A 22,657-nucleotide genomic window follows, 5' to 3' on the forward strand; every position below is an offset into this window, starting at 1 on the left:
CGTGTATGCGATGTCAAAGTCCGGGCGCGGTTACCCGACGAGCCGAGCACATCCCCGACGAGTCAGCCACACCCCGTCGACTGTAACCGCATCCGCAACCCGCTGGCCCGCACCGCCCGGCGTGCGATCGCGGCCCGCACCGAAGCTTCGGACCCGACCACCCGGACCTTGCGTTTGGCCCGGGTCACCGCGGTGTACAGCAACTCCCGGGTCAGCAACCGCGAATCCTCTTGCGGCATCAGCACCGTCACCTCGTCGACCTGGCTGCCCTGACTCTTGTGGATGGTCATCGCGTGCATGGTCTCGACGTCGCCGAGGCGGCCGGTGGCAACGTCAAGTGGCCCGGATGCACCAGAAATGACGGCCCGCAGACCGGTGGGGCCGGCCAGCACGACACCGGTGTCGCCGTTGTAGACGCGAAGGCCGTAGTCGTTGGCCGTCACCAGCAGCGGACGCCCGGCGTACCACGGCGTCCAGGGCGGCTGGCCGGTCTCCTCGGCGAGCCAGGCTTGAACCCGGCGGTTCCAGTGCAGCACGCCGGTGGGCCCGTCCCGATGCGCACACAGCAGCCGGTGCTCGTCCAGGGTGGCCAACGCGACGTCGGAGGCACCCAACAGCGCCGCCTCGCGCAGCCGCAACGCGTGTGGCACCAGCACCGCGCGCAACCGCGGCGCCGGATCCTCGTCGTCGACGAACTCGATCCGCTCCTCACCCGAGCGCAGCAGGCCCAGTACGGCATCGCCATCGCCGGCCCGGATCGCTTCGGCCAAGGTACCGATCACCTTGCCGAACCGATGCGACGTTCGCAGCTGCGCCACCAGCGCGTCGTCGCGTACCGAGAAGCCATCGACCAAATCCGCCAGCACCGCTCCGGCTTCCACCGACGCCAACTGGTCGGCATCGCCGACGAGGATCAACCGTGCGCCCGGGCGCCCCGCCTCGGCCAGCCGGGCCATCAGCGTCAGCGACACCATCGAGGTCTCGTCGACCACGATCACGTTGAACCGGTTCTGGCGATCCTGGCGAAACCGCGCTCCCGGTTTGGCACCCAGCAGACGATGCAGCGTGACCGCGTGCAGGTCGCCGAGCCGTGCCCGGTCGGTGGCGTCGAGCTTGGCCATCTCGCGCCGTACCGCCTCGGCCAGCCGGGCCGCCGCCTTGCCGGTGGGTGCGGCCAGCGCGATCCGCGGCCGCGGCTCACCGGCCAGCTCCGCCTGCTCGGCAACCAACGCCAGCAGCCGCGCGACCGTCGTCGTCTTCCCGGTGCCAGGCCCGCCAGTCAACACCGTAACACCTTGCGAGAGCGCGATTTCCGCCGCGCGCCGCTGCTCGTCAAAGCCGGTCGGGAACAGTCGCCGCAAGTCGGGTACCCCGGCCGGTCGCCTGGATGTCAGCAACGCGAGCAGGTCCGCGCACACCTGCTCTTCTTCGCGCCAGTAGCGGTCCAGATAGAGCAGCCGATCGTCATACAGGTGCAGCACGGGTGGATCGGCGAGCAACGGACTGGCCCGCACCGCCGCCAACCAGTCCGCCGGATCCGGCCACGGCAGGTCGTCGTGTCCAGCAACCCGCGCGATCGACAACAGATCCACACACACCGAACCGGCCCGTAGCGCGCGGACCGCCACCGCTACCGCCAACGCCACCCGCTCGTCGCTCTCCCCGGCCAGTGCACAGAGACGTTGCGCCACATGCACATCCGACACGTCCAGCACACCGGCCTGGTTGAAGGCCCGCACCATCCCGGAGGCCTCGACGGCAAAATCGACGTCGGTGAGCTTCACGACTGCAGCCTTCCCCGGTCGAGCAGATCCGAGAGCGCCACCACCAACGCCGTGGGCGGGTTCCAGGTGAACACACCGGCCGGATGCCCGGCCGTCACCGGCGTCGCCGCACCGCACATGCCCCGCACAAACAGGTACAGCACCCCGCCGAGATGGCGCGCCGGAGCGTAATCCCGCTGCCGCCACCGCAGAAAGCGGTGCAGCACAACAACATACAGCAGCGCCTGCAGTGGGTAGTCCGAATGCAGCATGGCCTCGGTCAACCGCTCGAAGCCGTAATCGGCGGCGGTGTCACCAAGGTGATTGGTCTTGTAATCGACCACCAGATATCGCTGCCCGGGTAGCCGCAGCACCACGTCGATCGACCCCGCCAGGTAGCCACGCAGCGGTTGATCACCCAACCCGGCCGAACCAAGCCGATCGGCGTAGGGCGACAACGGGTCGTCGCCGGGCAGGTGCGACGCCAGCAGCTCACCCACGTCGGCCAGCGACACGTCCGGGGACCGGCCGCGCAGATCGCCCCCGGCCAGCGGCATCTCGAAGTCCAACTCCCGCAGACGATCACGCACACCGATCTGCCGCAATGTCAGTGCGGCGGCGGCGGGTCCCAGCGGCGTGTCGTGCATCGGCAGCAACGCTCGGGCCAGTTCGGGAGCCAGCTGCGCGTGGTCGACGTCCACGGTCCACCACGGCGCGTGCCGGCGCACCTGGGCTTCCAGTTCGGCAGCCAGATCGGGAGCGGCTGGGTCCGCGGTCTCGAGCACCGCGTGCACCAGCGAGCCGAACGACGCCCCCGACGGCAGCGCGGCCAGCGGTGATGTCAGATCGGCGCCGGAACCGGGCGCGGCGACGACGGCGATCTCCACCTCGTCCGCACGGCCGCCGGCCGCCGGCTCGCTGGTGACGGTGACGGCTTCCGAGCCCCGCACCAGATCCGAGTACGAGGTCCGCCGCCACGTGGTGTCGATCCGGCGGTGAAAGTGCCGAACCTCGAAACCGGGTACGGGCACCGGCTTTTCGAGGGAACTGCGAGCACCGATGACCGATTCCTCGACCGACGGCCCGCCCGCGGCCTCCCACTGCGCGAACACCGCCCAGGCCTGCTCGTCGGTGACGCGTAGTGTACACCGGTCCGGTACCTGCGACTGGCCGGGCCGGCGCCCGCGCAGCAACCGCGACAACCCGCCGTTGACCTCGTCGAACGTCGGTGCCCACCACGCGACGACCTGCGATTGCGCGCGGGTAAGCGCGACATAGGTGAGCCGGAGGTTGTCGTGGGCCGCCTCGACGCGGTTCAGCCCCTCAACGGTGCGCCGCTGAGCACCGCCGTCCTTGCCGCCGATGTACAGGCAGCGGGTGCCGTCGTCGTGATACAGCAGGATGTCGTCGCTGCGGACGTTGCGGTTGAAGGCGAACGGCAGATACACGATGGGAAACTGCAGTCCCTTGGCCACGAAGACGGTCATGATCTGCACCGCCGCGGCGTCGCTGTCCAACCGGCGATTGTGTTCCGGCGGGCCGGCACCCGCCTTGGCCTGGCGGCGCAGCCAATCGCGCAGCCCGGGCAGGCCGAGCCGCTCGCGATGAGCGGCCTCGTGCAGCAGCTGCGCAATGTGCGCCAGGTCTGTCAGGTCCCGTTCGCCGCCGCGCTGGCTCAGCACGCGCCGGCCCATCCCGGCCAGCTGAGCGGCCTGAAACACCGCGGCCACACCGCGATGGCGTGCGTGGTCGGCCCACTCGCGCAACGTGCCGGCCACCCGATCGGTCAGCGCATCGCCCTCGGCGGCAAGCGATTCCGCGGTCTCACCGAAGAACATCGTGCACGCGGCGGCGCGGACCAGCCCGCTGCGCTGCGGCGCGTCGAACGCCTCCAGCAGGCACAGCCAGTCCTTGGCGGCCTGCGAGGCGAACACGTCGGTGTCACCGGTGTAGATCGCCGGGATGCCCGCCTCCGCCAACGCATTCCGGCACGCCCGCGCGTCTTTGTGATGCTCGACGATCACCGCGATGTCTGCGGCCACCACGGGCCGCCCGGCGAAGGTGGCCCCGCTGGCCAGTAGCGCCGCGACGTCGGCGGCCAGGTCGTCGGGGATGTGCCGGCGCAGCGCCTCGATCGGGACGTGGGCGGTCCCGTCATACCCGAGCGTGTGCCGTTTGACCACGCGCAACCGAAACGGCGCCGGGCGCGGCGCCGAGGCCAGGCGGTGCCCGGCGTGGTGGGCGTCGGTGCCGCGGACGACGATGTCGGCGTGACCCAGGGTCGCATCGCGCAGCACCGTCTGCAGGCTCTCGACCAGCGCCCGGTCGCTGCGCCAGTTGACGCCCAACGTGTAGCGGGCATCGGCGGTGCCGGCCGCCTTGAGGTAGGTGTGGATGTCGCCGCCGCGAAAGCCGTAGATCGCCTGCTTGGGATCGCCGATCAGGATCAGCGCCGAATGCCGGCTAAACGCGCGCTCGAGCACCCGCCACTGCATGGGGTCGGTATCTTGAAACTCGTCCACCAGCACGATCCGCCAGCGTTCCCGCATCCGATCGCGAGCTGGCGAGTCGGCCGCCTCGAGGGCTGTCGCCAAACGGATCAGCAGATCGTTGAATCCTTGCGCACGCAGCCGGCCCTTGCGGCGCTCGAGTTCCTCGAGCACCTCGGCGGCAAAGCGCAGCCGCACCGCTGCCTTGCTGCCGGGCTCGGGATCAGGCGGGCGCAGTTGGGCGCACGGGTCGTCGACGACGGCAAGGGCCAGGGCCAGCGCCTCGGCGTAGGTCAGCTCCGGATCGGTCTCCTGACGACCGAAGTTCGCCAGATAGCGATCGTCCACGATCTCAGTGACCAGGTCGGTAAGGCTCTCCTTGAGCTCCACGTCGGCGGCGTTGTCACCGGCCACACCGAGGGATTTCAACACCGAGCCGCAGAACTCGTGGGTGGTGGCGATGGTTGCCGCGTCGAAGTTGGCCAGCGCGTCACGCAGCCGCGACCGCTTCTGGGCGCGCTCGGCGTCGCTGCCGCGCAGCAGGTGCTCGACGAGCTCGCCGCTCGGCGGCGCGTCGCCTTGTAGCGCGCCCACGGCCTCGACGATCTGCCCGCGCACTCGCTCGCGTAACTCCCGGCTGGCCGCACGGTTGAACGTGATCAACAACATCTCGTCGAGCGTCGCGGCGGTTTCGGCCAGATAGCGGGTGACCAGACCGGCCAGCGCGAACGTCTTACCGGTGCCGGCGCTGGCTTCCAGCACGGTGGTGGTGCCCTCCCTCGGCAACGGGCCCAGCAGCTCGAAGCGGTCCATCAGACCGACCCTTCGGCGGCCAACAGCGGCAGCCATAGCCGGGCGGCCAGCGCCCCTAGCCGGGTCTCTTCCCCGGCGACCTCTTCGCCCGCGCGGGGCTTGCCGAGCAACACCTCGAAGGGTGCGCGCGGGCCCCAGGCTCGCACGTGGGCGGGCGCGTCGTCGTCGCCCGGCCGGAACCTGTTGGTCTGCCAGCATTCGCGGGCGGGCGGGTAGGGGTCTTGGCCGTCTCGGCGTGCCTGGGCCCACGCGCAGGACGTCTTCAGCGGCAGCGGCAGTGGTTCGCGCCGGCCGGCGTCGTACAGCAACACCAGCTCCCGCAATACCGCCACCGGGTCCGGCGGCGGCACGAAAAGCCTTCTGGCGATGTGGTTCCTGGTCTTGCTGCGGCCGATGCACAGCGCCGACCACTCGCGGCCAGGCTCTTGGGCGGCCAGCGTAACCAGGCCGATCCACGCCGGCAACACATGCTTGGGCGCCAGCTTTGAGTAGGTCACCGACACCGTGCGCCCGCCGAACACGGGTGTCACCGTGCCGCTCAGTCGCCGCCCGTCGCCGAGGTCGACGTCGACGTCGTGCGCCTGGCCGTGGCCGTCGCGGTGCGCCAGCGCGGCGGCCGCCAGATCGCGCGCGCGGTTCCGGATTTCCTTCGCCCGTCGCACGCCGAGGCGCCCGGGCGGCAACGTGCCGCGACGCCATTCGGAGTGAGCGGCGTCGTCGGGGTGCAGGCCGCGGAGCATGTCGCGCAACATCCGCTCGCCCACCGTCCACTCGGCCAAGGCGTCGACCTGGACCGGTATCGAGTCCTCGACGGTGTCGACGTCCCAGGGCAGCGTGTAGTCCAGCGCCCGGAAGAACCCCTTGACCGGATCCTTGAAGAAGTCGAGCAGGTCCGCCAGCGTCACGTCGGCCGCGGGTGGTGCGGGCAGCCGACCGGAGATGAAAGCCGTTGGTGGACAGCGCTTCCCGGCGGCGGCCTGGGCGGCGGCGAGCGCGGCGGGGTCGAACGTGAACGGCTTGGCGCCCAGCAGTGCGCCGGGGGTGACGTTCTTCCGGTCGAACGGCTGCAGTGGGTGTGTGACCAGGATCCGCTCACGCACCGGCGCTGACGTCGTCTGGTCGAGCGCGTCGAGCAACTCGGCCAGCGGCACCGCGGGTGGGCGCGGTTGCCCGGTGCGCTCGTCGGCGCCGGTGTAAGTGATCACCAGGGTCTGGGTGGCCGCACCTATCGCGTCCAGCAGCAATTGCCGGTCCTCCGAACGGATGTCACGTTCACCCGTCATCGGTTCTCGGGCCAGCACGTCGTCCCCGTCGGGATGGCTCAGCCGCGGAAACACGCCGTCGTCCAGACCCACCAGGCACACCACCCGGTGCGGCACCGAGCGCATCGGGACCATCGTGCAGACGGTCAGCGTGCCGGTGCGAAAGTTGGCCCGGGTCGGGCGCCCGGCCAGCTGCGCGTCCAAAAGCGCTCGCACGTCGGGAAGCCGCAACAGCGGCGCCGCGCGCGAACCGGCGCGCGCCAGCACGTCGGCGAACTCCCGCTGCACCTGCGCGCGTTGCCAGCCGTCGTTACAGGCGGTCAGCAGATCGATCCCCGTGGCCAGCGCATCCAGCCATGCGACCAACGGCCGTGCACCGCTGAGTCCGCCGACGACATGATGCAACCGTTCGACGAACTCGGCCAGCCTCCCGGCCAGCTCGACCCGATTGCTGCCGACGTCATCAAGGGGCAGCGCGGTATCCAGCCACGCTTGGGAATCCTCGGACATGGCCACCCCGGTGAGGATGCGGTCGAGTCCGAACCGCCACGTGTTGTGCACGACGGTGTCGAGGCCATAGCGTCGCCGGTGCGTCGGGTCGAAGCCCCAGCGGATGTTCGATTCGCGCACCCACGTGGTGATGGTGTCCAGGTCGTCGTCGGCGAACCCGAATTTGGCGCGCACCGGAGCGGCCTGCGCGAGGTTGAGCAGTTGGCTGGCGGTGGCCCGGGTTTCGGCGATGGTGAGCAGTTCGGCGGCCACCGAGAGCAGCGGATTGGTCTGGGTCAGGGCGCGGTCGGCCAGACGCACCCGCAGCCGGTGTGCGGGGTGGCAGTCGCCGGCCACCTCACCGAGGCCGAAGCCGGCGACGATCAACGGTGCGTAGGTGTCGATGTCGGGGCACATCACCACGATGTCGCGCGGTTGCAGCGTCGGGTCGTCCTCGAGGAGGCCGAGCAGCACCTCGCGCAGCACATCGATTTGCCGCGCCGGGCCGTGACAGGCATGGACCTGCACCGATCGGTCGGCATCCGACAAGCTACGCCCGGCGGGTCGCGGCGCGTTGCCGGCGATGTCGGCTTGCAGCCATCCCAGCAACGTGTCGGGTTTGGTTGTGGCACCAAGGAATTCGTCGGTGGCCCGGGCGGCGGGCAGCGCGCGCTGCAGTTCGCGCACGTCGCGGCCCAGCGTTTCCAGCAGCGGGTGCTGGGCGGCCCGCCGGCTGGTGTCCTGCCGCCGCGGCAGCAGGCCATCAGCGCCCTGGAAGCCGGCCAGCGCCCGCCACAACTCGTCGCTGGGGTGCGGCAGCCACAGGTGCAGGTCGTGGTGGACGGCCAGCGCATCCAGCAGCTGCACGTCGGTGCAGGCCAGGCGGGTGTGGCCGAACAGCGAAAGCCGAGCCGGCAGGTCGGCGGGGCCGTCGCGCAGCCGGGCGATGGTCTTGTCGTGGCGGACATGCGGGGGATCGGCCCCGACCGTGGTCACCAGGGCGCGCCACAGTGGCGGTTGCCAGGCCAAGTCGCCGGGCAGCTCGCCGAGGTCGCCGTCCAGCCAAGCGGCCAGCAACCCGGGACGCTGGCGTGCATAGGACGCGAACAGCCCGGCTAGCCGGCGCGCCACCGAATAGCGCCGGCCGCGGCGCAGCTCCGCCTCGGCATCGGTCGTCGCGAAGTGCCCCAAGTGGGATGCCAGCGTGCGGCACCACGGTTCGTCGAGGCTGGCGTCGATCACCGCCAGCAGCGGCCACGCCAGGGCTTCCGGCGACCACGGGTCGTCGTCGAGGGTGCCGGTGATCTCGGCGATCAGGGACTGCGGATTGCGGAACGCGATGCCGGCGCACACCCCGTCGGCGCGGCCCGGCCCGCAGCCCAACACGAGCGAAAGCCGTTGGCTCAGCCAGCGTTCCACGCCGCGGGCAGCGACCAGCACCAGTTCCTGCGCGAAAGGGTCGGGCTGGGGATCGGCCAGCAGCGCGCCGAGCCCGTCGGCAAGCAGATCGGTGCGCTCGGCACGGTGCAGGTGAAGCGCCATCGGGCGTCACCCTAGTCGAGCGGCCGGCCGCCGACATGCATGCTGGCGTGCATAAACAGACGCGAGATCACCGAACGACAAGGGCTACCAGTCGGTACGGGCCTTCTTGTCGACCTGGAACTGGGTCAGATATCGAACCGTTCCGGGATTTCATCAACGCGCTGGGGCGTGCCGCGATGTCGGCATGACGAGCCGCCTCGGACGTGACACACTTCGAGATGGAGGAGGCGGTGTAGGTGTGAGGCGGTTGCCCAAAGCAACCGCGTCACCCACCACTTACAGCCCGAACTCGGCTGCTATCCCGTCGATCCCGGCCCGAATCGCAGTGAGCGCGTCGGCGCGGGAGCGCAACTTGGTCGCGGCATGGGCGTGTTGGTTGAGACCGGCGAACTCTCGTGCGGCTTCCTCGGCGCGGCTGACCACCACCTCCGGCAGGGCGATCTCGTCGATAAACCCGGCGGCCAGCGCGGTTTCCCCGAAGAACGTCTTGGCCAGCCCGGTTGCCTGCTGGTATGCCGACCGGGTCAGTCGCAGCTTCATGATCTCTAACGCCGCGTACGGAATGGTCATGCCGATCGCGACCTCATTGGCCTGGATGTTGTATGCGTGGGCCGCCACCCGATGATCGCCGCAGGACAACAGAAACGCGCCCATGGCGATGGCGTGACCGGTGCACGCCATCACCACCGGTTTGGGGTAGGACAAGAGGCGATACGCCAGCTCGAAGCCGCCCCTGAGCATGTCGATCGCGGGCTGCACTTCACCGGAGGTGAGGATCTTCAGGTCGAAGCCTCCGCTGAATACCCGGCCATTACCGGTGATCACCAGCGCCCCAACATCATCACGGTCCGCGTTGTCGATCGCTGCATTGAGGGCTTGTTGCATCGCCGGGCCCAGTGCGTTGACCTTGCCGTCGTCCATACTGATGACGGCGATGGAATCCTTGCGGGTATAGCTGACCGGGTCGCTCATGCTCTCGATTGAATCAGATCAGCATTGGGGGATCTTGTGCGCCCGCAGTTAGCCTGCCGGTATCCGCGTGGGCTGTGGCCCTTGCCCCTCCGAGCGCTGGCTGACCTCGGTGGGCACCTCGACCTGCCGAGCGCGCCACCTGTCCTGGGTTTCGGCCGCGGCGCGGTTGATCCGGTCGATCTCGCTGCGGAACACGTCGGGACGCGTCTCCTTGCTCGCGTAGTGAAAATACGTCAACAGACTACGTAACAGCTCCAGCTTCTGCTTTTCCCGCTTCGCCAGGTCGTGGGTGGTCATCAGCTCGATGCGCGCAACGGGCGGCAGGGCATCCCAGTCCAGCACCACTTTGGTCTCCAACGGACGCCGTCCGCGCCGCCAGAACCGCCATCGGCGCGGCTGCTCGGGTCGGTCGTAGTAGGTCACCGTGCCCGGGAAGCGAGACTCGATGCCCCGCCCGATCTCGGCGCGATCGAGCGCTGAATCCCACACCATCCGCCACTCCTGACCGGGAGCCAGCATCGGCAACTCTTGGGGCAGCCGAAGTTCCACGACATCGGCGTAGCCGTTGGCGGCATTCTCGTATTGGGCCACGGTTGGTGGGTTGGGGAACGAGAACCGGACGTCGTAGGCGGCTGTGCGACCGAAGTTGCGGACTACCAGCTCGATCACGTGCCAGTCCGCGACGTGGGGCTCCATAAACATGGCCACGTAGGGCCGAGTCTGCTCCGCAGCCAGTCGACGATTGCGTTGGATTTGCCGCTTGGTCACCACCAGGGCGACCACACCGAGCCCAAGCGCCGCCCACGCGACCCACGCCAACCAGGTGCCGGAGTCGACGCCGGTGACCTCATGCCAGCTGCTCAGGACCCACCCCATGGAATCCACCATCCGCTTATACCACAGTGACATCGGACCGAGAAGTTAGCTGACAGGATCCCAGAGGCGCCTGGGCACTGGTCGCTGGCTGCCGAATCGTTGGCGGAAGCGCCGCTGGACACGTCGCTGGACCCGGGCCGGAACGGGAGAGGCTTGCCCAGTCCTTCAGCCGCCCATCAACATTCGCCATTGATCGAGACTTGCGGGGCGATAAACGTAATTGGAACGCTTGACCTCCGACAGCGACGCACTTGGCTCGGCCGAATACCAGTGCCCGGGAAAGACGGTTGGGTCACCCGGAAGCTCGGCGAGCTGTCGCAGGCTGCGGTACATCTCGTCGGAATCACCGCCGGGAAAGTCTGTGCGTCCACAGCCTTCCAGGAATAGCGTGTCACCGGCGACCAGCCGGCCGTCGAGTAGAAAGCACTGACTGCCTGGGGTATGCCCGGGTGTGTGCAGCAGCTCGATGTCGATGTCGCCGACGCTGACCTTGTCCCCATGCTCATGGGTGATCAGGTCGCCGACAGGAATCCCAGTGACTCGCGAAACCCACAGCGCTTCATGGGTGTTCACGTGCACGGGTACAGATGCCCGCTCCAGCAGCTCAGCCAGTCCCGGCAGCTGAAAACCCATCATCGAGCCGCCCACATGGTCTGGATGATGGTGGGTCACCAGCACACCCGATAGCTGCATATCGTCGGATTCGAGCGCGTCGAGCAGATCCCCGGCAGCGTAGGCCGGGTCGACCACCACGCAGTCCCCGGTTGTGCGATCTCCGATCAGGTAGGCAAAGTTGCGCATTTGCGTCGCGAACATGTCGCCGACGGCGAAATCGCGACCGGAGAGCAGTTGACGGAAGTACAGCCGGTCCTTGGACACGCAACCAGCCTATGTCTTGTCCATCGCCGCCCAGACCGCGTCTTGGCGTTTGCAGCCCGGGACACGTTAATGCGGAGTCTTGGGGTCTGACTGTGGGTGCGGTGGGTATCTTTGGTCCATGCTGAAGAGGGTCGAGATAGAGGTTGATGACGACCTTATCCAAAAGGTCATCCGGCGGTACCGTGTGAAGGGTGCGCGCGAGGCTGTCAACCTTGCGCTGCGAACGTTGCTCGGCGAGGCGGATACCGCGGAGCATGGGCACGATGACGAGTACGACGAGTTCAGCGATCCCAATGCCTGGGTTCCGCGGCGGAGCCGCGACACAGGGTGATCCCGTCCAATCTTGGACGACTTGGTCCGTAGCTGCATGGGTGGCACCGGTGGTTTGGTGGCGTTGCGCGCCAGGCTGTACCCTCTTTTAGGCCCGCGGCACGACCCGACTGGTCGCTACGGGTGAGCGGCCCCCTTAGCTCAGTCGGCAGAGCGTTTCCATGGTAAGGAAAAGGTCAACGGTTCGATTCCGTTAGGGGGCTCGGCGGACGCCGGGCAGGCTGGCGGTGCGTACCAGAGGCGATGTAGCTCAGTCGGTTAGAGCGAACGACTCATAATCGTTAGGTCGCCGGTTCGAGTCCGGCCATCGCTACAACACAACAGCAAGACTCGTTAGAGAGAACGGATATGGCTTCCAGTACCGACGTGCGGCCGAAGATCACTTTGGCATGCGAGGTGTGCAAGCACCGTAACTACATCACCAAAAAGAACCGCCGCAACGACCCGGACCGGCTGGAGCTGAAGAAGTTCTGCCCGAATTGCGGCAAACACCAGGCGCACCGCGAGACGCGGTAACCGCCGACCCGCGAGCAGTTGCTGAGACTGACTAGGTAGGTTCTACAGCCGTGGCGTTGAGCGCAGACATCGTTGGGATGCATTACCGGTATCCCGACCACTACGAGGTGGAGCGGGAGAAGATTCGCGAGTACGCCGTCGCCGTTCAAAACGACGACGCGTGGTATTTCGAGGAGGACGGCGCCGCCGAACTCGGGTATAAGGGCTTGCTGGCTCCGTTGACGTTTATCTGTGTGTTCGGCTACAAGGCCCAGGCGGCGTTCTTCAAGCATGCGAACATCGCGACCGCGGAGGCGCAGATCGTCCAGGTAGACCAAGTGCTGAAATTCGAGAAACCGATCGTGGCGGGCGACAAGCTGTACTGCGACGTCTATGTGGATTCGGTGCGTGAGGCGCACGGCACCCAGATCATCGTGACCAAGAACATCGTCACCAACGAGGAAGGTGACCTCGTGCAGGAGACCTATACGACCCTGGCGGGCCGTGCCGGCGAGGATGGAGAGGGATTTTCTGATGGCGCTGCGTGAGTTCAGCTCGGTGAAGGTCGGAGACCAGCTTCCGGAGAAGACCTACCCGCTGACCCGCCAGGATCTGGTGAACTACGCCGGAGTTTCGGGTGACTTGAACCCGATTCACTGGGACGACGAGATCGCCAAGGTCGTCGGGCTGGACACCGCGATCGCTCACGGCATGTTGACGATGGGGATCGGCGGTGGCTACGTCACATCCTGGGTTGGCGACCCGGGCGCGGTCACCGAGTACAACGTGCGGTTCACTGCGGTGGTTCCGGTGCCCAATGACGGCAAGGGCGCCGAGCTGGTGTTCAACGGTCGGGTGAAATCGGTTGATCCTGAGAGCAAGTCGGTGACCATCGCACTCACCGCTACTACCGGCGGCAAGAAGATTTTCGGGCGGGCCATCGCCTCGGCGAAGTTAGCGTAGTTTATGGCGCTCAAGACCGATATCCGCGGGATGATTTGGCGGTACCCGGACTACTTCATCGTGGGCCGTGAGCAATGCCGCGAGTTTGCCCGAGCTGTCAAGTGCGACCACCCGGCCTTTTTCAGCGAGGAAGCGGCCGCCGACCTCGGTTACGACGCGCTGGTTGCTCCGCTGACCTTCGTGACGATCCTCGCCAAATATGTGCAACTGGACTTCTTCCGCCACGTCGACGTGGGCATGGAGACGATGCAGATCGTTCAGGTCGACCAGCGGTTCGTGTTCCACAAACCCGTGCTCGCCGGGGACAAGTTGTGGGCTCGGATGGACATCCATTCGGTGGACGAGCGGTTCGGCGCAGACATCGTCGTTACCAGAAACCTCTGCACCAACGACGACGGTGAGCTGGTCATGGAGGCCTACACCACGCTGATGGGCCAGCAGGGTGATGGTTCCGCCAGACTCAAATGGGACAAGGAATCCGGGCAGGTCATCAGGACCGCGTAATTAGCAACTGGCCGCTGCGGCCATGTACACTCGGACCTCGGGGTTTTCCCAACATCGGCGCGCTTTCCGTGAGTTCAACGAGCGGAGTGTCGTCTCCACTTTCGGTTCGCGATCACCGAACGGAGGGCGCGCGTGTCATGTGAGCCCCGGCGTAGTGGGTTGGCCAGGGCCTGGTCTGGTCTTGCCTGCCAACCGCGAAGGGGCGTAGCTCAACTGGCAGAGCAGCGGTCTCCAAAACCGCAGGTTGCAGGTTCAAGTCCTGTCGCCCCTGCTGAAGGCGAACGTTCGACGACGATGCAGGCACGGCCTGAAGAGGAGACGGACCATAGGTATGTGCCATGGTGGACACTGGAAGGTGCCCCACCAGAGCGGAAAGGCTCGCGGGGTAGCTAGTAAACGAAGGAGCATGCGGTGAGCGACGAAGGCGACGTTGCCGACGAGGCCGTAGCCGACGGCGCCGAGAATGCGGACAGCCGCGGGAGCGGTGGCCGGACGGCCCTGGTGACAAAGCCGGTGGTGCGGCCGCAACGTCCCACCGGCAAGCGGTCGCGGTCGCGTGCGGCAGGAGCCGACGCAGACGTCGACGTCGAAGAGCCGTCGACCGCGGCTTCGGAAGCTACCGGGGTCGCCAAGGACGATTCGACCACCAAGGCCGTGTCGAAGGCTGCCAGGGCAAAAAAGGCCAGTAAACCGAAGGCCCGGTCGGTTAACCCGATCGCATTCGTCTACAACTACCTCAAGCAGGTCGTTGCCGAGATGCGGAAGGTAATCTGGCCGAACCGCAAACAAACGCTTACCTACACGTCGGTGGTGCTGGCGTTTCTGGCCTTCATGGTGGCGCTGGTCGCCGGTGCTGACTTGGGCCTGACCAAGCTGGTGATGTTGGTGTTCGGCTGAGGCTCGAGAGTGACAGAGAGGACTGAAAACCGTGACTACCTTCGACGGTGACACGTCCGCGGGTGAGGCGGTCGATCTAACAGAGGCCAACGCCTTCCAGGATGCAGCGGCCCCGGCTGAAGAGGTCGATCCGGCCGCCGCGCTCAAAGCGGAGCTGCGCAGCAAGCCCGGCGACTGGTACGTCGTTCACTCCTACGCAGGGTACGAGAACAAGGTCAAGGCCAACCTGGAAACCCGGGTGCAGAACCTTGATGTCGGCGACTACATCTTCCAGGTGGAGGTGCCCACCGAAGAGGTCACCGAGATCAAAAACGGCCAACGCAAGCAGGTCAACCGTAAGGTGCTGCCCGGCTACATTCTGGTGCGGATGGACTTGACCGACGACTCCTGGGCCGCGGTGCGTAACACGCCGGGGGTCACGGGGTTCGTTGGGGCAACATCTCGCCCGTCAGCGCTCGCCCTCGACGACGTGGTGAAGTTTCTGCTTCCGCGGGGGTCGACGAGGAAGGCTGCCAAGGGTGCGGCCAGCACGGCTGCCGCCGCCGAGGCGGGCGGGCTAGAGCGTCCGGTCGTCGAGGTCGACTACGAGGTGGGCGAATCGGTAACCGTCATGGACGGGCCGTTTGCCACATTGCCGGCCACGATCAGCGAGGTCAACGCCGAACAGCAGAAACTCAAGGTGCTGGTCTCCATCTTCGGCCGCGAAACACCGGTGGAGCTGACCTTTGGCCAAGTCTCCAAGATCTAGCCCAGCAGGGCAGGCCACACAGGCTGAAACAAGGAAGGACATCGACACGTCATGGCCCCGAAGAAGAAGGTCGCCGGGTTGATCAAGCTGCAGATCGTGGCGGGCCAGGCCAACCCTGCCCCGCCAGTGGGCCCCGCGCTCGGTCAGCACGGCGTCAACATCATGGAGTTCTGCAAGGCGTACAACGCCGCGACGGAGAACCAGCGCGGCAACGTCATCCCGGTGGAGATCACCGTTTATGAAGACCGTAGCTTCACTTTCACGCTGAAGACGCCGCCCGCCGCCAAGCTGCTGCTTAAGGCCGCTGGTGTGGCGAAGGGTTCGGCGGAGCCGCACAAGACCAAGGTCGCCAAAGTCACCTGGGATCAAGTCCGCGAAATCGCCGAGACCAAGAAGACGGACCTCAACGCCAACGACGTCGACGCTGCGGCCAAGATCATCGCCGGTACCGCTCGGTCGATGGGCATCACCGTCGAATAGGGCCCTACCCGTGGGAGGGCCAGCTTCGGCCCGCTGAGTAACCACGACCCATAGATTGGATATCAAATGAGCAAGACCAGCAAGGCATATCGCGCCGCCGCCGCGAAGGTGGACCGCACCAACCTCTACACCCCGCTGCAGGCGGCCAAGCTTGCCAAAGAGACCTCGTCGAACAAGCAGGACGCGACCGTCGAGGTGGCGATCCGGCTTGGCGTCGACCCGCGTAAGGCAGACCAGATGGTTCGCGGCACGGTCAACCTGCCACACGGCACTGGTAAGACTGCCCGCGTCGCGGTATTCGCGGTTGGTGAAAAGGCCGATGCTGCCGTTGCCGCGGGGGCGGATGTTGTCGGGAGTGACGATCTGATCGAGAGGATTCAGGGCGGCTGGCTGGAATTCGATGCCGCGATCGCGACACCGGATCAGATGGCCAAAGTCGGTCGCATCGCTCGGGTGCTGGGTCCGCGCGGCCTGATGCCCAACCCGAAAACCGGCACCGTCACCGCCGACGTCGCCAAGGCCGTCGCGGACATCAAGGGCGGCAAGATCAACTTCCGGGTTGACAAGCAGGCCAACCTGCACTTCGTCATCGGGAAAGCGTCGTTCGACGAGAAGTTGTTGGCGGAGAACTACGGCGCGGCGATCGACGAGGTGCTGCGGCTCAAGCCGTCCTCGTCGAAGGGCCGCTACCTGAAGAAGATCACCGTGTCGACGACGACGGGCCCGGGCATTCCGGTCGACCCATCCATCACCCGCAACTTCGCGGGGGAGTAGTTTCCCCGGCGAGCAGACGCATAAGCCCCCGCACGCACGGCGTGTCGGGGGCTTATGCGTCTGCTCGCCGGGCTTAGGCCGCGGCACCCGGCTTGAGGTAGGTCACCAGGCTGCAGTCGAGCATCTCGTCGGTGAAGTAGTGCTCGCAGCCACGCAAATACTTCATGTAGCGGTTGTAGACCTCTTCGGAGGTGACCTCGATGGCCTTGTCCTTATTGGACTGCAGCGTGTCCCCCCAGATCCGCAGCGTCTTGATGTAATGCGGGCGCAACGAGAGCGGCTCCGGGACGGTGAAACCGGCCTTCTCGCCGTGTTCGACCATCATCTCGGTGGACGGCAGGCGGCCGCCGGGAAATATCTCGGTGACGATGAACTTGATGAAACGCGCCGTCTCGAAGCTCAGCTTCTTACCGCGGGCCGCCATCTCGTAGGGGTGGTAGCTGACGCTGCTCTGGACGGTCATCCGGCCGTCGGCGGGCATGATGTTGAAACACCGCTTGAAGAAGTCGTCGTAGTTCTCGTGCCCGAAGTGCTCGAAGGCTTCGATCGACACAATCCGGTCGACGGGTTCGGCGAAATCCTCCCAGCCTTGCAGCAGCACTTGACGTGAGCGGTTGGTGTCGATCGAAGCCAGCACTTGCTCGCAGCGGGCGTGCTGGTTCTTGGACAACGTCAGGCCGATGACGTTAACGTCGAACCGCTCGACGGCGCGCCTCATGGTGGTGCCCCAACCGCACCCAATGTCCAGCAGCGTCATGCCCGGCTTGAGGTCCAGCTTGTCCAGGTTGAGGTCGACCTTGGCGTATTGGGCTTCTTCGAGCGTGAGCTCCGGTGGCTCGAAGTAGGCACAGCTGTAAGTTCGGGTCGGGTCCTGGAACAGGGCGAAGAAATCATCGGAGACGTCGTAGTGCGCTTGGATGTCTTCGAAGCGTGTCCGTGTCTTGGTTGGGCTAATCGGTTTCTCGGCCATTCTCGTCATGTTCTCCTGGATGGTGTCAGTTACCGGTGGCTGTGCACCCATAGCCCGTCGGTGGCACGAAAGTCTACTTGGCCAGCGTGAACTGGTTGCAGTCGATGTAGCCCATTCGGAACGCCTTGGCGCAGCCGGTCAGGTATTTCATGTACCGCTCGTATACCTCTGCGGACTGGATCTCGATGGCCTCGTCCTTGTGCGCTTGAAGCGCCTCGGCCCACAGGTCAAGAGTCCTGGCGAAGTGCGGTTGCAGGGACTGGATATCGGTAATGGTGAAACCGGCCTTCGTCACATGCTCCTCGATCGTCTCGATCGTCGGCAACCGGCCGCCCGGGAAGATGTCGGTCACGATGAACCGGATGAATTTGGCCATCTCCATGGTCAACGGTATGCCGCGCTCGATGACCTGCTTTACGTGCAAGCCGGTGATCGAGTGCAGCAGCATCACGCCGTCCGCGGGCATCGCGTTGTAGGCGAACTTGAAGAAGTCATCGTAGCGCTCGAAACCGAAGTGCTCTATCGCTTCGATGGTTACGATGCGGTCCACCGGCTCGCTGAAGTTGGCCCAGTCGCTCAGCAGTACCCGGTGCGAGCGGTTGGTGTCGACCTTGTCGAGCACTTGCTGGCAGTAGGCGTGCTGATTTTTCGACAGGGTCAAGCCGACGACGTTGACGTCGTAGCGCTCGACGGCACGCTTCATGACCGAACCCCAGCCGCAGCCCACGTCGAGCAGTGTCATTCCCGGTTCTAGCCCCAGCTTGCCCAGGGTTAGGTCCAGCTTGGCGACCTGTGCTTCGTGCAAGGTCATGTCGTCGCGCTCGAAGTAGGCGCAGCTGTAGGTCCGAGTCGGATCCTGGAACAGCGCGAAGAACGCATCTGAAAGGTCGTAATGGGCTTGGACGTCGTCGACATTGGACCGAGACTTTGTGGTGCCCGTTGAGTTATCAGACATGTGTCCTCCCACTGTGAGGGGCACCTTCAGCAGGTGGCCATCCCCGGCACCCTACACGGTGCATGGCACATCGCCCGCATTCGCGCTCGCATGCGCCGGTCTTTCTCGATCGGGATTTGCCAGATATCACCCTGGCCGGCGCAATCACTACTTCGCCAGCGTGAACTGGTTGACGTCGATGTAGCCGACCCGGAACAGCTTGGCGCAGCCGGTCAGGTATTTCATGTACCGCTCGTAGACCTCTTCGGACTGGATCGCGATGGCCTCGCTTTTGTGTTCCTGCAGCGCCTCGGCCCACAGGTCGAGGGTCCTGGCGTAATGCGGCTGCAGCGACTGGCGGCGAGTCAGCGTGAAACCCGTCTTCGCCGACTGTTCCTCAACCATTTCAATCGTCGGAGGTTGGCCCCCCGGGAAGATTTCGGTCGCGATGAACTTGAGAAAGCGGGCCAGCCACAACGTGAGCGGCAAGCCGTGGTCGACCATCTGCTGCCTGGTCAGGCCGGTGATCGTGTGCAGCAGCAACACGCCATCGGGCGGCAGGATTTTGTGGGCCCGGGCGAAGAAGTCGGCGTGACGATCGTGGCCGAAGTGCTCGAACGCGCCGATCGACACGATGCGGTCGACGGGCTCGTTGAACTGCTCCCATCCCGCCAGCAACACTCGCCTGTCGCGCGGGGTGTCCATCTCGTCGAACGACTTCTGCACATGGGCGGCCTGGTTCTTCGACAATGTCAGGCCGACGACGTTGACGTCATACTGCGCGATCGCGCGCCGCATGGTGGCGCCCCAGCCGCAACCGATATCGAGCAGCGTCATGCCGGGCTGCAGACCTAGCTTGCCCAGCGCCAGGTCGATCTTGGCGATCTGGGCCTCTTCCAGCGTCATGTCCTCGCGTTCGAAATGCGCGCAGCTGTAGGTCTGGGTCGGATCCAGGAACAGCCGGAAGAAGTCGTCGGACAGGTCGTAGTGTGCCTGCACGTCCTCGAAGTGCGGCGTTAGGTCGTTGACCATGAGGTGTAATGCCTTTCCGGACCCTAGGTGGCCTTTCGGTGCTTGCACGGAACGCACCGATGCTTCCCCCTCCCCGCATGCTCGAGGCATGCTATCCGATACAGGGCCGCCGCACTAAACCGCGATCGAATTTGCCCAGGTCAGGGAACGGATATGAGCGGACGAGCTACTTGGTCATGGTGAACTGGGCGACGTTGATTAGGCCTCTGCGGAAGCGCTCCGCGCATCCGGTCAGATAGTGCATGAAGTTGTTGTAGACCTCTTCGGACTGTACGGCGATGGCGCGTTCGCGGGCAGCCTGTAGGTTGGCGGCCCATGCATCGAGAGTCCGTGCGTAGTGCTGCTGCAGCAGCTGGACATGCTCGATGGTGAAGCCCGCGGCCTGCGCATTGTCGACAATGTCGGGCTCCGATGGCAGCTCGCCGCCCGGGAAGATCGACTCCCGCAGGAATTTGAGGAATCGAAGGTCGCTCATCGTCAGCGCAATGCCCTGTTCGTGCAGCCACCTGCGGTCGTAGGTGAACAGGCTGTGCAGTAGCATCCGCCCGTCATCGGGCAGGATGTCGTAGGAGCGTTCGAAGAACGTCAGATACCGCTCCTTTTTGAACGCGTCGAATGCCTCAAAGCTGACGATCCGGTCGACGTTCTCTTCAAACTCTTCCCAGCCCTGCAGCCGGGCCTCGGCGCGCCGTTGCGTTCCGATTGCGGCCAGGCGGTCTTTGCTGCGTTCATAGTGATTCCGGCTGAGCGTGAGGCCGATGACATTGACGTCGTACTTCTCCACGGCCCGAACGAGCGCCCCGCCCCACCCGCAACCCACGTCGAGTAGCGTCATCCCCGGTTCGAGGTTCAGCTTGTCCAACGCCAGATCCACCTTGGCCAGTTGCGCCTCTTCCAGCGTCATATCGTCACGCTCGAAATAGGCGCAGGTGTAGACCCAGGTGGGATCGAGGAACAACGCGAAGAAGTCATCCGAAATGTCGTAAGCCGACTGTGACTCTTCGTAATATGGTCTCAGCTTGGCCATAGGCGACAACCTCCCGCGCCAACCGTACAACGCCTCGCCGACCGGCTCAGCCGGCCTCAGAGAAGTTGCGCGTCAACTCGCCGATCACCCGATCCCACAGCTGTCTGGGCAGGTCATGGCCCATGCCGTCGATGAGCACCAGGCGCGCGCCGTTGATTGCTCGCGCGACCGCGCGGCCGCCGAACGGCCGCATCAGCTTGTCCGCGCGCCCGTGGATGACGACGGTCGGTGCGACGATGCGCCGGTCGTAGCGCAGCAGGCTGCCGCTGCCCAGTATCGCGCTGAACTGCTGGGCGATTCCCCAGGGATGGAAGTTGCGGTCGTAGCTTTCGGCGGCCTCGGCTCGTACCTGGTCTTCGGGAATCGGGTAGGCCGGGCTGCCGATGATCTTGCTGACCCGGACGGCGTTGTCGACAATGACGTCGCGTGGCGAATCCGGCGGCGGACCCGTGAGCAGCGCCAGCAGCGCGCGTGGCGCCGGCGGTGGCAGAAACCGGTGATTGTTGCTGGAGAAGATGACCGCCAGGGTTTTCGTCCGCTGCGCGAATCGCGCGGCGAAAATCTGGGCGATCATGCCGCCCATCGACGCCCCGACGACGTGCGCGTGCTTGACGTCGAGGTGATCGAGCAACGCCGCGGCGTCGGCGGCCATGTCTTCCAACGTGTAGGCAGCCTGGCTGGGCAGACCGAGCCAGGACCGGACCAACCGCGTGGCCAGTGGCTGTCCCGGGCGGTGGCGCTCGGTCTTGGTGGACAGGCCGACATCGCGGTTGTCGTAGCGGATGACGCGCAGGCCCTTCGCGACGAGCCGCGCGCAGAAGTCGGTCCGCCACAGCAGCATCTGGGCGCCCAGGCCCATGATCAGCAACACCGGCGGGTGGTCGAGGTCACCCATGTCCTCGTAGTACAGCTTCACATCACCGGAGACCGCGGTGCCGCTACGGATGTCCACCGAGACCTCGCCTAAACCTCGATGTCGGATTGATGTTCGCGGCTGACCTCGACCATGAAGTTGGCGAAATATCCGGTCAGCTGCGGGTCCGACATCATCTGCCACCTCGGCGCCAGCAGCTTCATGTAGCGCTCCACGTACAGGAACTGCTTGCCGATCAGCACCAGCTCGCGGGGCAGCTTGACGTCGTAGGCGTCGGCCAGCGCCGAGAGCTGGCGGCCGATGTCGGCATATGACATGTCGCCCAGCGATTGCATGGTCAGCGGGGTGGCGAAGCGCTCCAGGTCTTTGGCGGCCTGGGTCTCGGGCTTCATGGTGCCGACGGCGCCCATGAGCACGACGATCTTGCCGGCGGCTGCGTGGTCCTTCTTCACCAGCAGCGCATACACCAGCTCGCGGAGTAGCCAGCGGGTGCGTGGATCGATGCGGCCCATGATCCCGAAGTCGAAGAACACGATGCGGCCCGCCTCGTCGACGTAGAGGTTGCCCGCGTGCAGGTCGCCGTGGAACAGCCCGTGCCGCAGGCCGCCCTCGAACACCGAAAACAGCAGTGCCTTGACCAGCTCGACACCGTCGAACCCGGCCTTGCGGATCGCGGCGGCGTTGTCGATGCGGATGCCGTGCACCCGTTCCATCGTCAACACCCGCTCGGTGGTGAAGTCCCAGTGCACCTGCGGCACCCGGATGTTTTTGCCCAGCGGCGAGGCGTGTAGGTGGGAGACCCAGGCCTCCATGGACTGCGCCTCGAGGCGAAAGTCCAGCTCCTCGGCCAGGTTGTCGGCGAAGTCGGCGACCACGTCTTGTGCCGAGAGCCGCCGGCCCAGCTTGGCCAGTTCGACGGTCTGCGCGAAGCGCTTGAGGATCTGCAGGTCGGCGGCAACGCGGCGGCGGATGCCCGGCCGCTGGATCTTGACCACCACCTCCTCGCCGCTGCGCAGGGTCGCGTAGTGCACCTGGGCGATGGACGCCGACGCGAACGGCTCTTCCTCGAAGGAGGCGAACAGCCGGGCCGGCTCGTCGCCGAGTTCCTCGACGAAGAGCTTGTGCACCTCGTCGGTTTTTGCGGGCGGCACCCGGTCGAGCAGGCCGCGGAATTCCCGCGACAGCGACTCACCGAATGCTCCCGGGCTGGACGCGATGATCTGGCCGAACTTCACGTATGTCGGTCCCAGATCGGCGAAGGTCTGCGGGAGCTCCTTGATCACCTTCTGTTGCCAGGGCCCTTTTCGGGGGAGCCTGCCGATGAACCGGACGGCGGTGCGGGTGACCTGCCAACCGGTGGCCGCCACCCGGGCAGCTTCGACCGGCAGCGGTACCCGGTCAAGCTTGGCCACCTCGCGGTGTGTGGTGGAACCCATCTGAGCAGTGTGCCAAACCGGGGCAGACAGCTCCCAATTGACGTGAGCCCGTTCACTTGCTGGGTAAGCGTCGCCGAATGTGTAATGAGGGCGGAAATCCGGCCCGAT

At 65.8% G+C, this 22,657-nt stretch carries 21 protein-coding genes and 3 tRNA genes; 12 read left to right on the plus strand and 12 right to left on the minus strand.

The genetic code is table 11. The features are described 5' to 3' along the window. Positions 1 to 62: 62 nt before the first annotated feature. The 6 genes from recD to FF952_RS03335 all read right to left on the minus strand — a co-directional run bounded on the left by recD (position 63) and on the right by FF952_RS03335 (position 11,085). Complete coding sequence (recD, locus tag FF952_RS03310; RefSeq protein ID WP_286450986.1) at positions 63 to 1,784, minus strand: exodeoxyribonuclease V subunit alpha; 1,722 nt, start codon at positions 1,782 to 1,784, stop codon at positions 63 to 65. Beyond that, entirely contained in the window at positions 1,781 to 5,065 is a 3,285-nt protein-coding gene (gene recB / locus FF952_RS03315) for an exodeoxyribonuclease V subunit beta (protein ID WP_003904446.1), read from the minus strand. Before recB ends, recD begins: the two co-directional genes overlap by 4 nt. Next, positions 5,065 to 8,358, minus strand: a complete 3,294-nt coding sequence (gene recC / locus FF952_RS03320) for an exodeoxyribonuclease V subunit gamma (protein ID WP_003900193.1) — start codon at positions 8,356 to 8,358, stop codon at positions 5,065 to 5,067. The genes recB and recC overlap by 1 nt, the downstream gene beginning before the upstream one ends. Positions 8,359 to 8,634: 276 nt before the next feature. Next, positions 8,635 to 9,330: a crotonase/enoyl-CoA hydratase family protein gene (locus FF952_RS03325; protein WP_003403259.1), complete on the minus strand. Its 696-nt coding sequence runs from the start codon at positions 9,328 to 9,330 to the stop codon at positions 8,635 to 8,637. A gap of 48 nt (positions 9,331 to 9,378) precedes the next feature. Continuing rightward, on the minus strand, positions 9,379 to 10,218 hold the full coding sequence (locus FF952_RS03330) for a DUF8453 domain-containing protein (RefSeq protein WP_003904447.1): 840 nt from the start codon (positions 10,216 to 10,218) through the stop codon (positions 9,379 to 9,381). A gap of 153 nt (positions 10,219 to 10,371) precedes the next feature. After that, a complete protein-coding gene (locus FF952_RS03335; protein ID WP_003403266.1) occupies positions 10,372 to 11,085 on the minus strand; it encodes an MBL fold metallo-hydrolase in 714 nt (237 codons plus the stop codon). 118 nt (positions 11,086 to 11,203) lie between these two features. Between FF952_RS03335 and FF952_RS03340 the strand changes: the two genes are divergently transcribed. From FF952_RS03340 to rplA, 12 genes are all read left to right on the plus strand, one after another. Continuing rightward, positions 11,204 to 11,416: a type II toxin-antitoxin system VapB family antitoxin gene (locus FF952_RS03340; protein ID WP_003898537.1), complete on the plus strand. Its 213-nt coding sequence runs from the start codon at positions 11,204 to 11,206 to the stop codon at positions 11,414 to 11,416. Between the two features lie 129 nt (positions 11,417 to 11,545). Then, a tRNA-Thr gene (locus FF952_RS03345) sits at positions 11,546 to 11,618 on the plus strand. Positions 11,619 to 11,654: 36 nt separating this feature from the next. Next, positions 11,655 to 11,728 (plus strand) — tRNA-Met (locus FF952_RS03350). 35 nt (positions 11,729 to 11,763) lie between these two features. Then, positions 11,764 to 11,931 carry a 50S ribosomal protein L33 gene (gene rpmG, locus FF952_RS03355; protein WP_003898538.1) on the plus strand — a complete coding sequence of 56 codons (168 nt, stop codon included), beginning with the start codon at positions 11,764 to 11,766 and terminating at the stop codon, positions 11,929 to 11,931. A gap of 50 nt (positions 11,932 to 11,981) precedes the next feature. Then, the gene (gene hadA, locus FF952_RS03360) at positions 11,982 to 12,458 is read left to right on the plus strand and encodes a (3R)-hydroxyacyl-ACP dehydratase subunit HadA (protein WP_003403277.1); all 477 of its coding nucleotides are present in this window, start codon (positions 11,982 to 11,984) and stop codon (positions 12,456 to 12,458) included. Beyond that, positions 12,445 to 12,873, plus strand: a complete 429-nt coding sequence (hadB, locus tag FF952_RS03365) for a (3R)-hydroxyacyl-ACP dehydratase subunit HadB (RefSeq protein WP_003903106.1) — start codon at positions 12,445 to 12,447, stop codon at positions 12,871 to 12,873. The genes hadA and hadB overlap by 14 nt, the downstream gene beginning before the upstream one ends. A gap of 3 nt (positions 12,874 to 12,876) precedes the next feature. Next, the gene (gene hadC, locus FF952_RS03370) at positions 12,877 to 13,377 is read left to right on the plus strand and encodes a (3R)-hydroxyacyl-ACP dehydratase subunit HadC (protein WP_003403282.1); all 501 of its coding nucleotides are present in this window, start codon (positions 12,877 to 12,879) and stop codon (positions 13,375 to 13,377) included. Positions 13,378 to 13,575: 198 nt separating this feature from the next. Then, positions 13,576 to 13,648, plus strand: a tRNA-Trp gene (locus FF952_RS03375). Positions 13,649 to 13,788: 140 nt separating this feature from the next. Further along, a complete protein-coding gene (gene secE, locus FF952_RS03380) occupies positions 13,789 to 14,274 on the plus strand; it encodes a preprotein translocase subunit SecE (RefSeq protein WP_003903108.1) in 486 nt (161 codons plus the stop codon). 31 nt (positions 14,275 to 14,305) lie between these two features. Continuing rightward, a complete protein-coding gene (gene nusG, locus FF952_RS03385; RefSeq protein WP_003403288.1) occupies positions 14,306 to 15,022 on the plus strand; it encodes a transcription termination/antitermination protein NusG in 717 nt (238 codons plus the stop codon). A 51-nt stretch (positions 15,023 to 15,073) separates the two neighbouring features. Further along, positions 15,074 to 15,502, plus strand: coding sequence for a 50S ribosomal protein L11 (gene rplK, locus FF952_RS03390; RefSeq protein ID WP_003403291.1), 429 nt, complete (start codon positions 15,074 to 15,076; stop codon positions 15,500 to 15,502). 66 nt (positions 15,503 to 15,568) lie between these two features. After that, the gene (gene rplA / locus FF952_RS03395) at positions 15,569 to 16,276 is read left to right on the plus strand and encodes a 50S ribosomal protein L1 (RefSeq protein WP_003904448.1); all 708 of its coding nucleotides are present in this window, start codon (positions 15,569 to 15,571) and stop codon (positions 16,274 to 16,276) included. A 73-nt stretch (positions 16,277 to 16,349) separates the two neighbouring features. Here rplA and mmaA4 read toward each other — a convergent pair whose 3' ends face one another. The 6 genes from mmaA4 to FF952_RS03425 form a co-directional block, all read right to left on the minus strand. Next, positions 16,350 to 17,255, minus strand: a complete 906-nt coding sequence (gene mmaA4 / locus FF952_RS03400; RefSeq protein WP_003900195.1) for a hydroxymycolate synthase MmaA4 — start codon at positions 17,253 to 17,255, stop codon at positions 16,350 to 16,352. Between the two features lie 64 nt (positions 17,256 to 17,319). Next, positions 17,320 to 18,201: a methoxy mycolic acid synthase MmaA3 gene (gene mmaA3, locus FF952_RS03405; RefSeq protein WP_003403302.1), complete on the minus strand. Its 882-nt coding sequence runs from the start codon at positions 18,199 to 18,201 to the stop codon at positions 17,320 to 17,322. A 147-nt stretch (positions 18,202 to 18,348) separates the two neighbouring features. Continuing rightward, positions 18,349 to 19,212, minus strand: a complete 864-nt coding sequence (mmaA2, locus tag FF952_RS03410) for a cyclopropane mycolic acid synthase MmaA2 (protein WP_003900985.1) — start codon at positions 19,210 to 19,212, stop codon at positions 18,349 to 18,351. A gap of 166 nt (positions 19,213 to 19,378) precedes the next feature. After that, a complete protein-coding gene (gene mmaA1, locus FF952_RS03415) occupies positions 19,379 to 20,239 on the minus strand; it encodes a mycolic acid methyltransferase MmaA1 (protein WP_003403310.1) in 861 nt (286 codons plus the stop codon). 46 nt (positions 20,240 to 20,285) lie between these two features. After that, positions 20,286 to 21,191: a lipase/esterase LipG gene (lipG, locus tag FF952_RS03420; RefSeq protein ID WP_003403314.1), complete on the minus strand. Its 906-nt coding sequence runs from the start codon at positions 21,189 to 21,191 to the stop codon at positions 20,286 to 20,288. Positions 21,192 to 21,202: 11 nt separating this feature from the next. Next, positions 21,203 to 22,549: an ABC1 kinase family protein gene (locus FF952_RS03425; protein ID WP_003904450.1), complete on the minus strand. Its 1,347-nt coding sequence runs from the start codon at positions 22,547 to 22,549 to the stop codon at positions 21,203 to 21,205. Positions 22,550 to 22,657 lie beyond the last annotated feature (108 nt).

The sequence above is a fragment of the Mycobacterium tuberculosis complex sp. N0072 genome, from assembly GCF_030323725.1.
Classification (GTDB): Bacteria; Actinomycetota; Actinomycetes; order Mycobacteriales; family Mycobacteriaceae; genus Mycobacterium; species Mycobacterium tuberculosis.

Coding starts and splice junctions, on each gene's coding strand:
- mmaA1 (WP_003403310.1), bottom strand. CDS start 20,239: ATGGCCAAGCTGAGACCATATTACGAAGAGTCACAGTCGGCTTACGAC.
- rplA (WP_003904448.1), top strand. CDS start 15,569: ATGAGCAAGACCAGCAAGGCATATCGCGCCGCCGCCGCGAAGGTGGAC.
- rpmG (WP_003898538.1), top strand. CDS start 11,764: ATGGCTTCCAGTACCGACGTGCGGCCGAAGATCACTTTGGCATGCGAG.
- mmaA4 (WP_003900195.1), bottom strand. CDS start 17,255: ATGACGAGAATGGCCGAGAAACCGATTAGCCCAACCAAGACACGGACA.
- FF952_RS03325 (WP_003403259.1), bottom strand. CDS start 9,330: ATGAGCGACCCGGTCAGCTATACCCGCAAGGATTCCATCGCCGTCATC.
- recC (WP_003900193.1), bottom strand. CDS start 8,358: ATGGCGCTTCACCTGCACCGTGCCGAGCGCACCGATCTGCTTGCCGAC.
- FF952_RS03425 (WP_003904450.1), bottom strand. CDS start 22,549: ATGGGTTCCACCACACACCGCGAGGTGGCCAAGCTTGACCGGGTACCG.
- FF952_RS03330 (WP_003904447.1), bottom strand. CDS start 10,218: ATGGTGGATTCCATGGGGTGGGTCCTGAGCAGCTGGCATGAGGTCACC.
- rplK (WP_003403291.1), top strand. CDS start 15,074: ATGGCCCCGAAGAAGAAGGTCGCCGGGTTGATCAAGCTGCAGATCGTG.
- recB (WP_003904446.1), bottom strand. CDS start 5,065: ATGGACCGCTTCGAGCTGCTGGGCCCGTTGCCGAGGGAGGGCACCACC.
- hadB (WP_003903106.1), top strand. CDS start 12,445: ATGGCGCTGCGTGAGTTCAGCTCGGTGAAGGTCGGAGACCAGCTTCCG.
- mmaA2 (WP_003900985.1), bottom strand. CDS start 19,212: ATGGTCAACGACCTAACGCCGCACTTCGAGGACGTGCAGGCACACTAC.
- mmaA3 (WP_003403302.1), bottom strand. CDS start 18,201: ATGTCTGATAACTCAACGGGCACCACAAAGTCTCGGTCCAATGTCGAC.
- hadC (WP_003403282.1), top strand. CDS start 12,877: ATGGCGCTCAAGACCGATATCCGCGGGATGATTTGGCGGTACCCGGAC.
- FF952_RS03340 (WP_003898537.1), top strand. CDS start 11,204: ATGCTGAAGAGGGTCGAGATAGAGGTTGATGACGACCTTATCCAAAAG.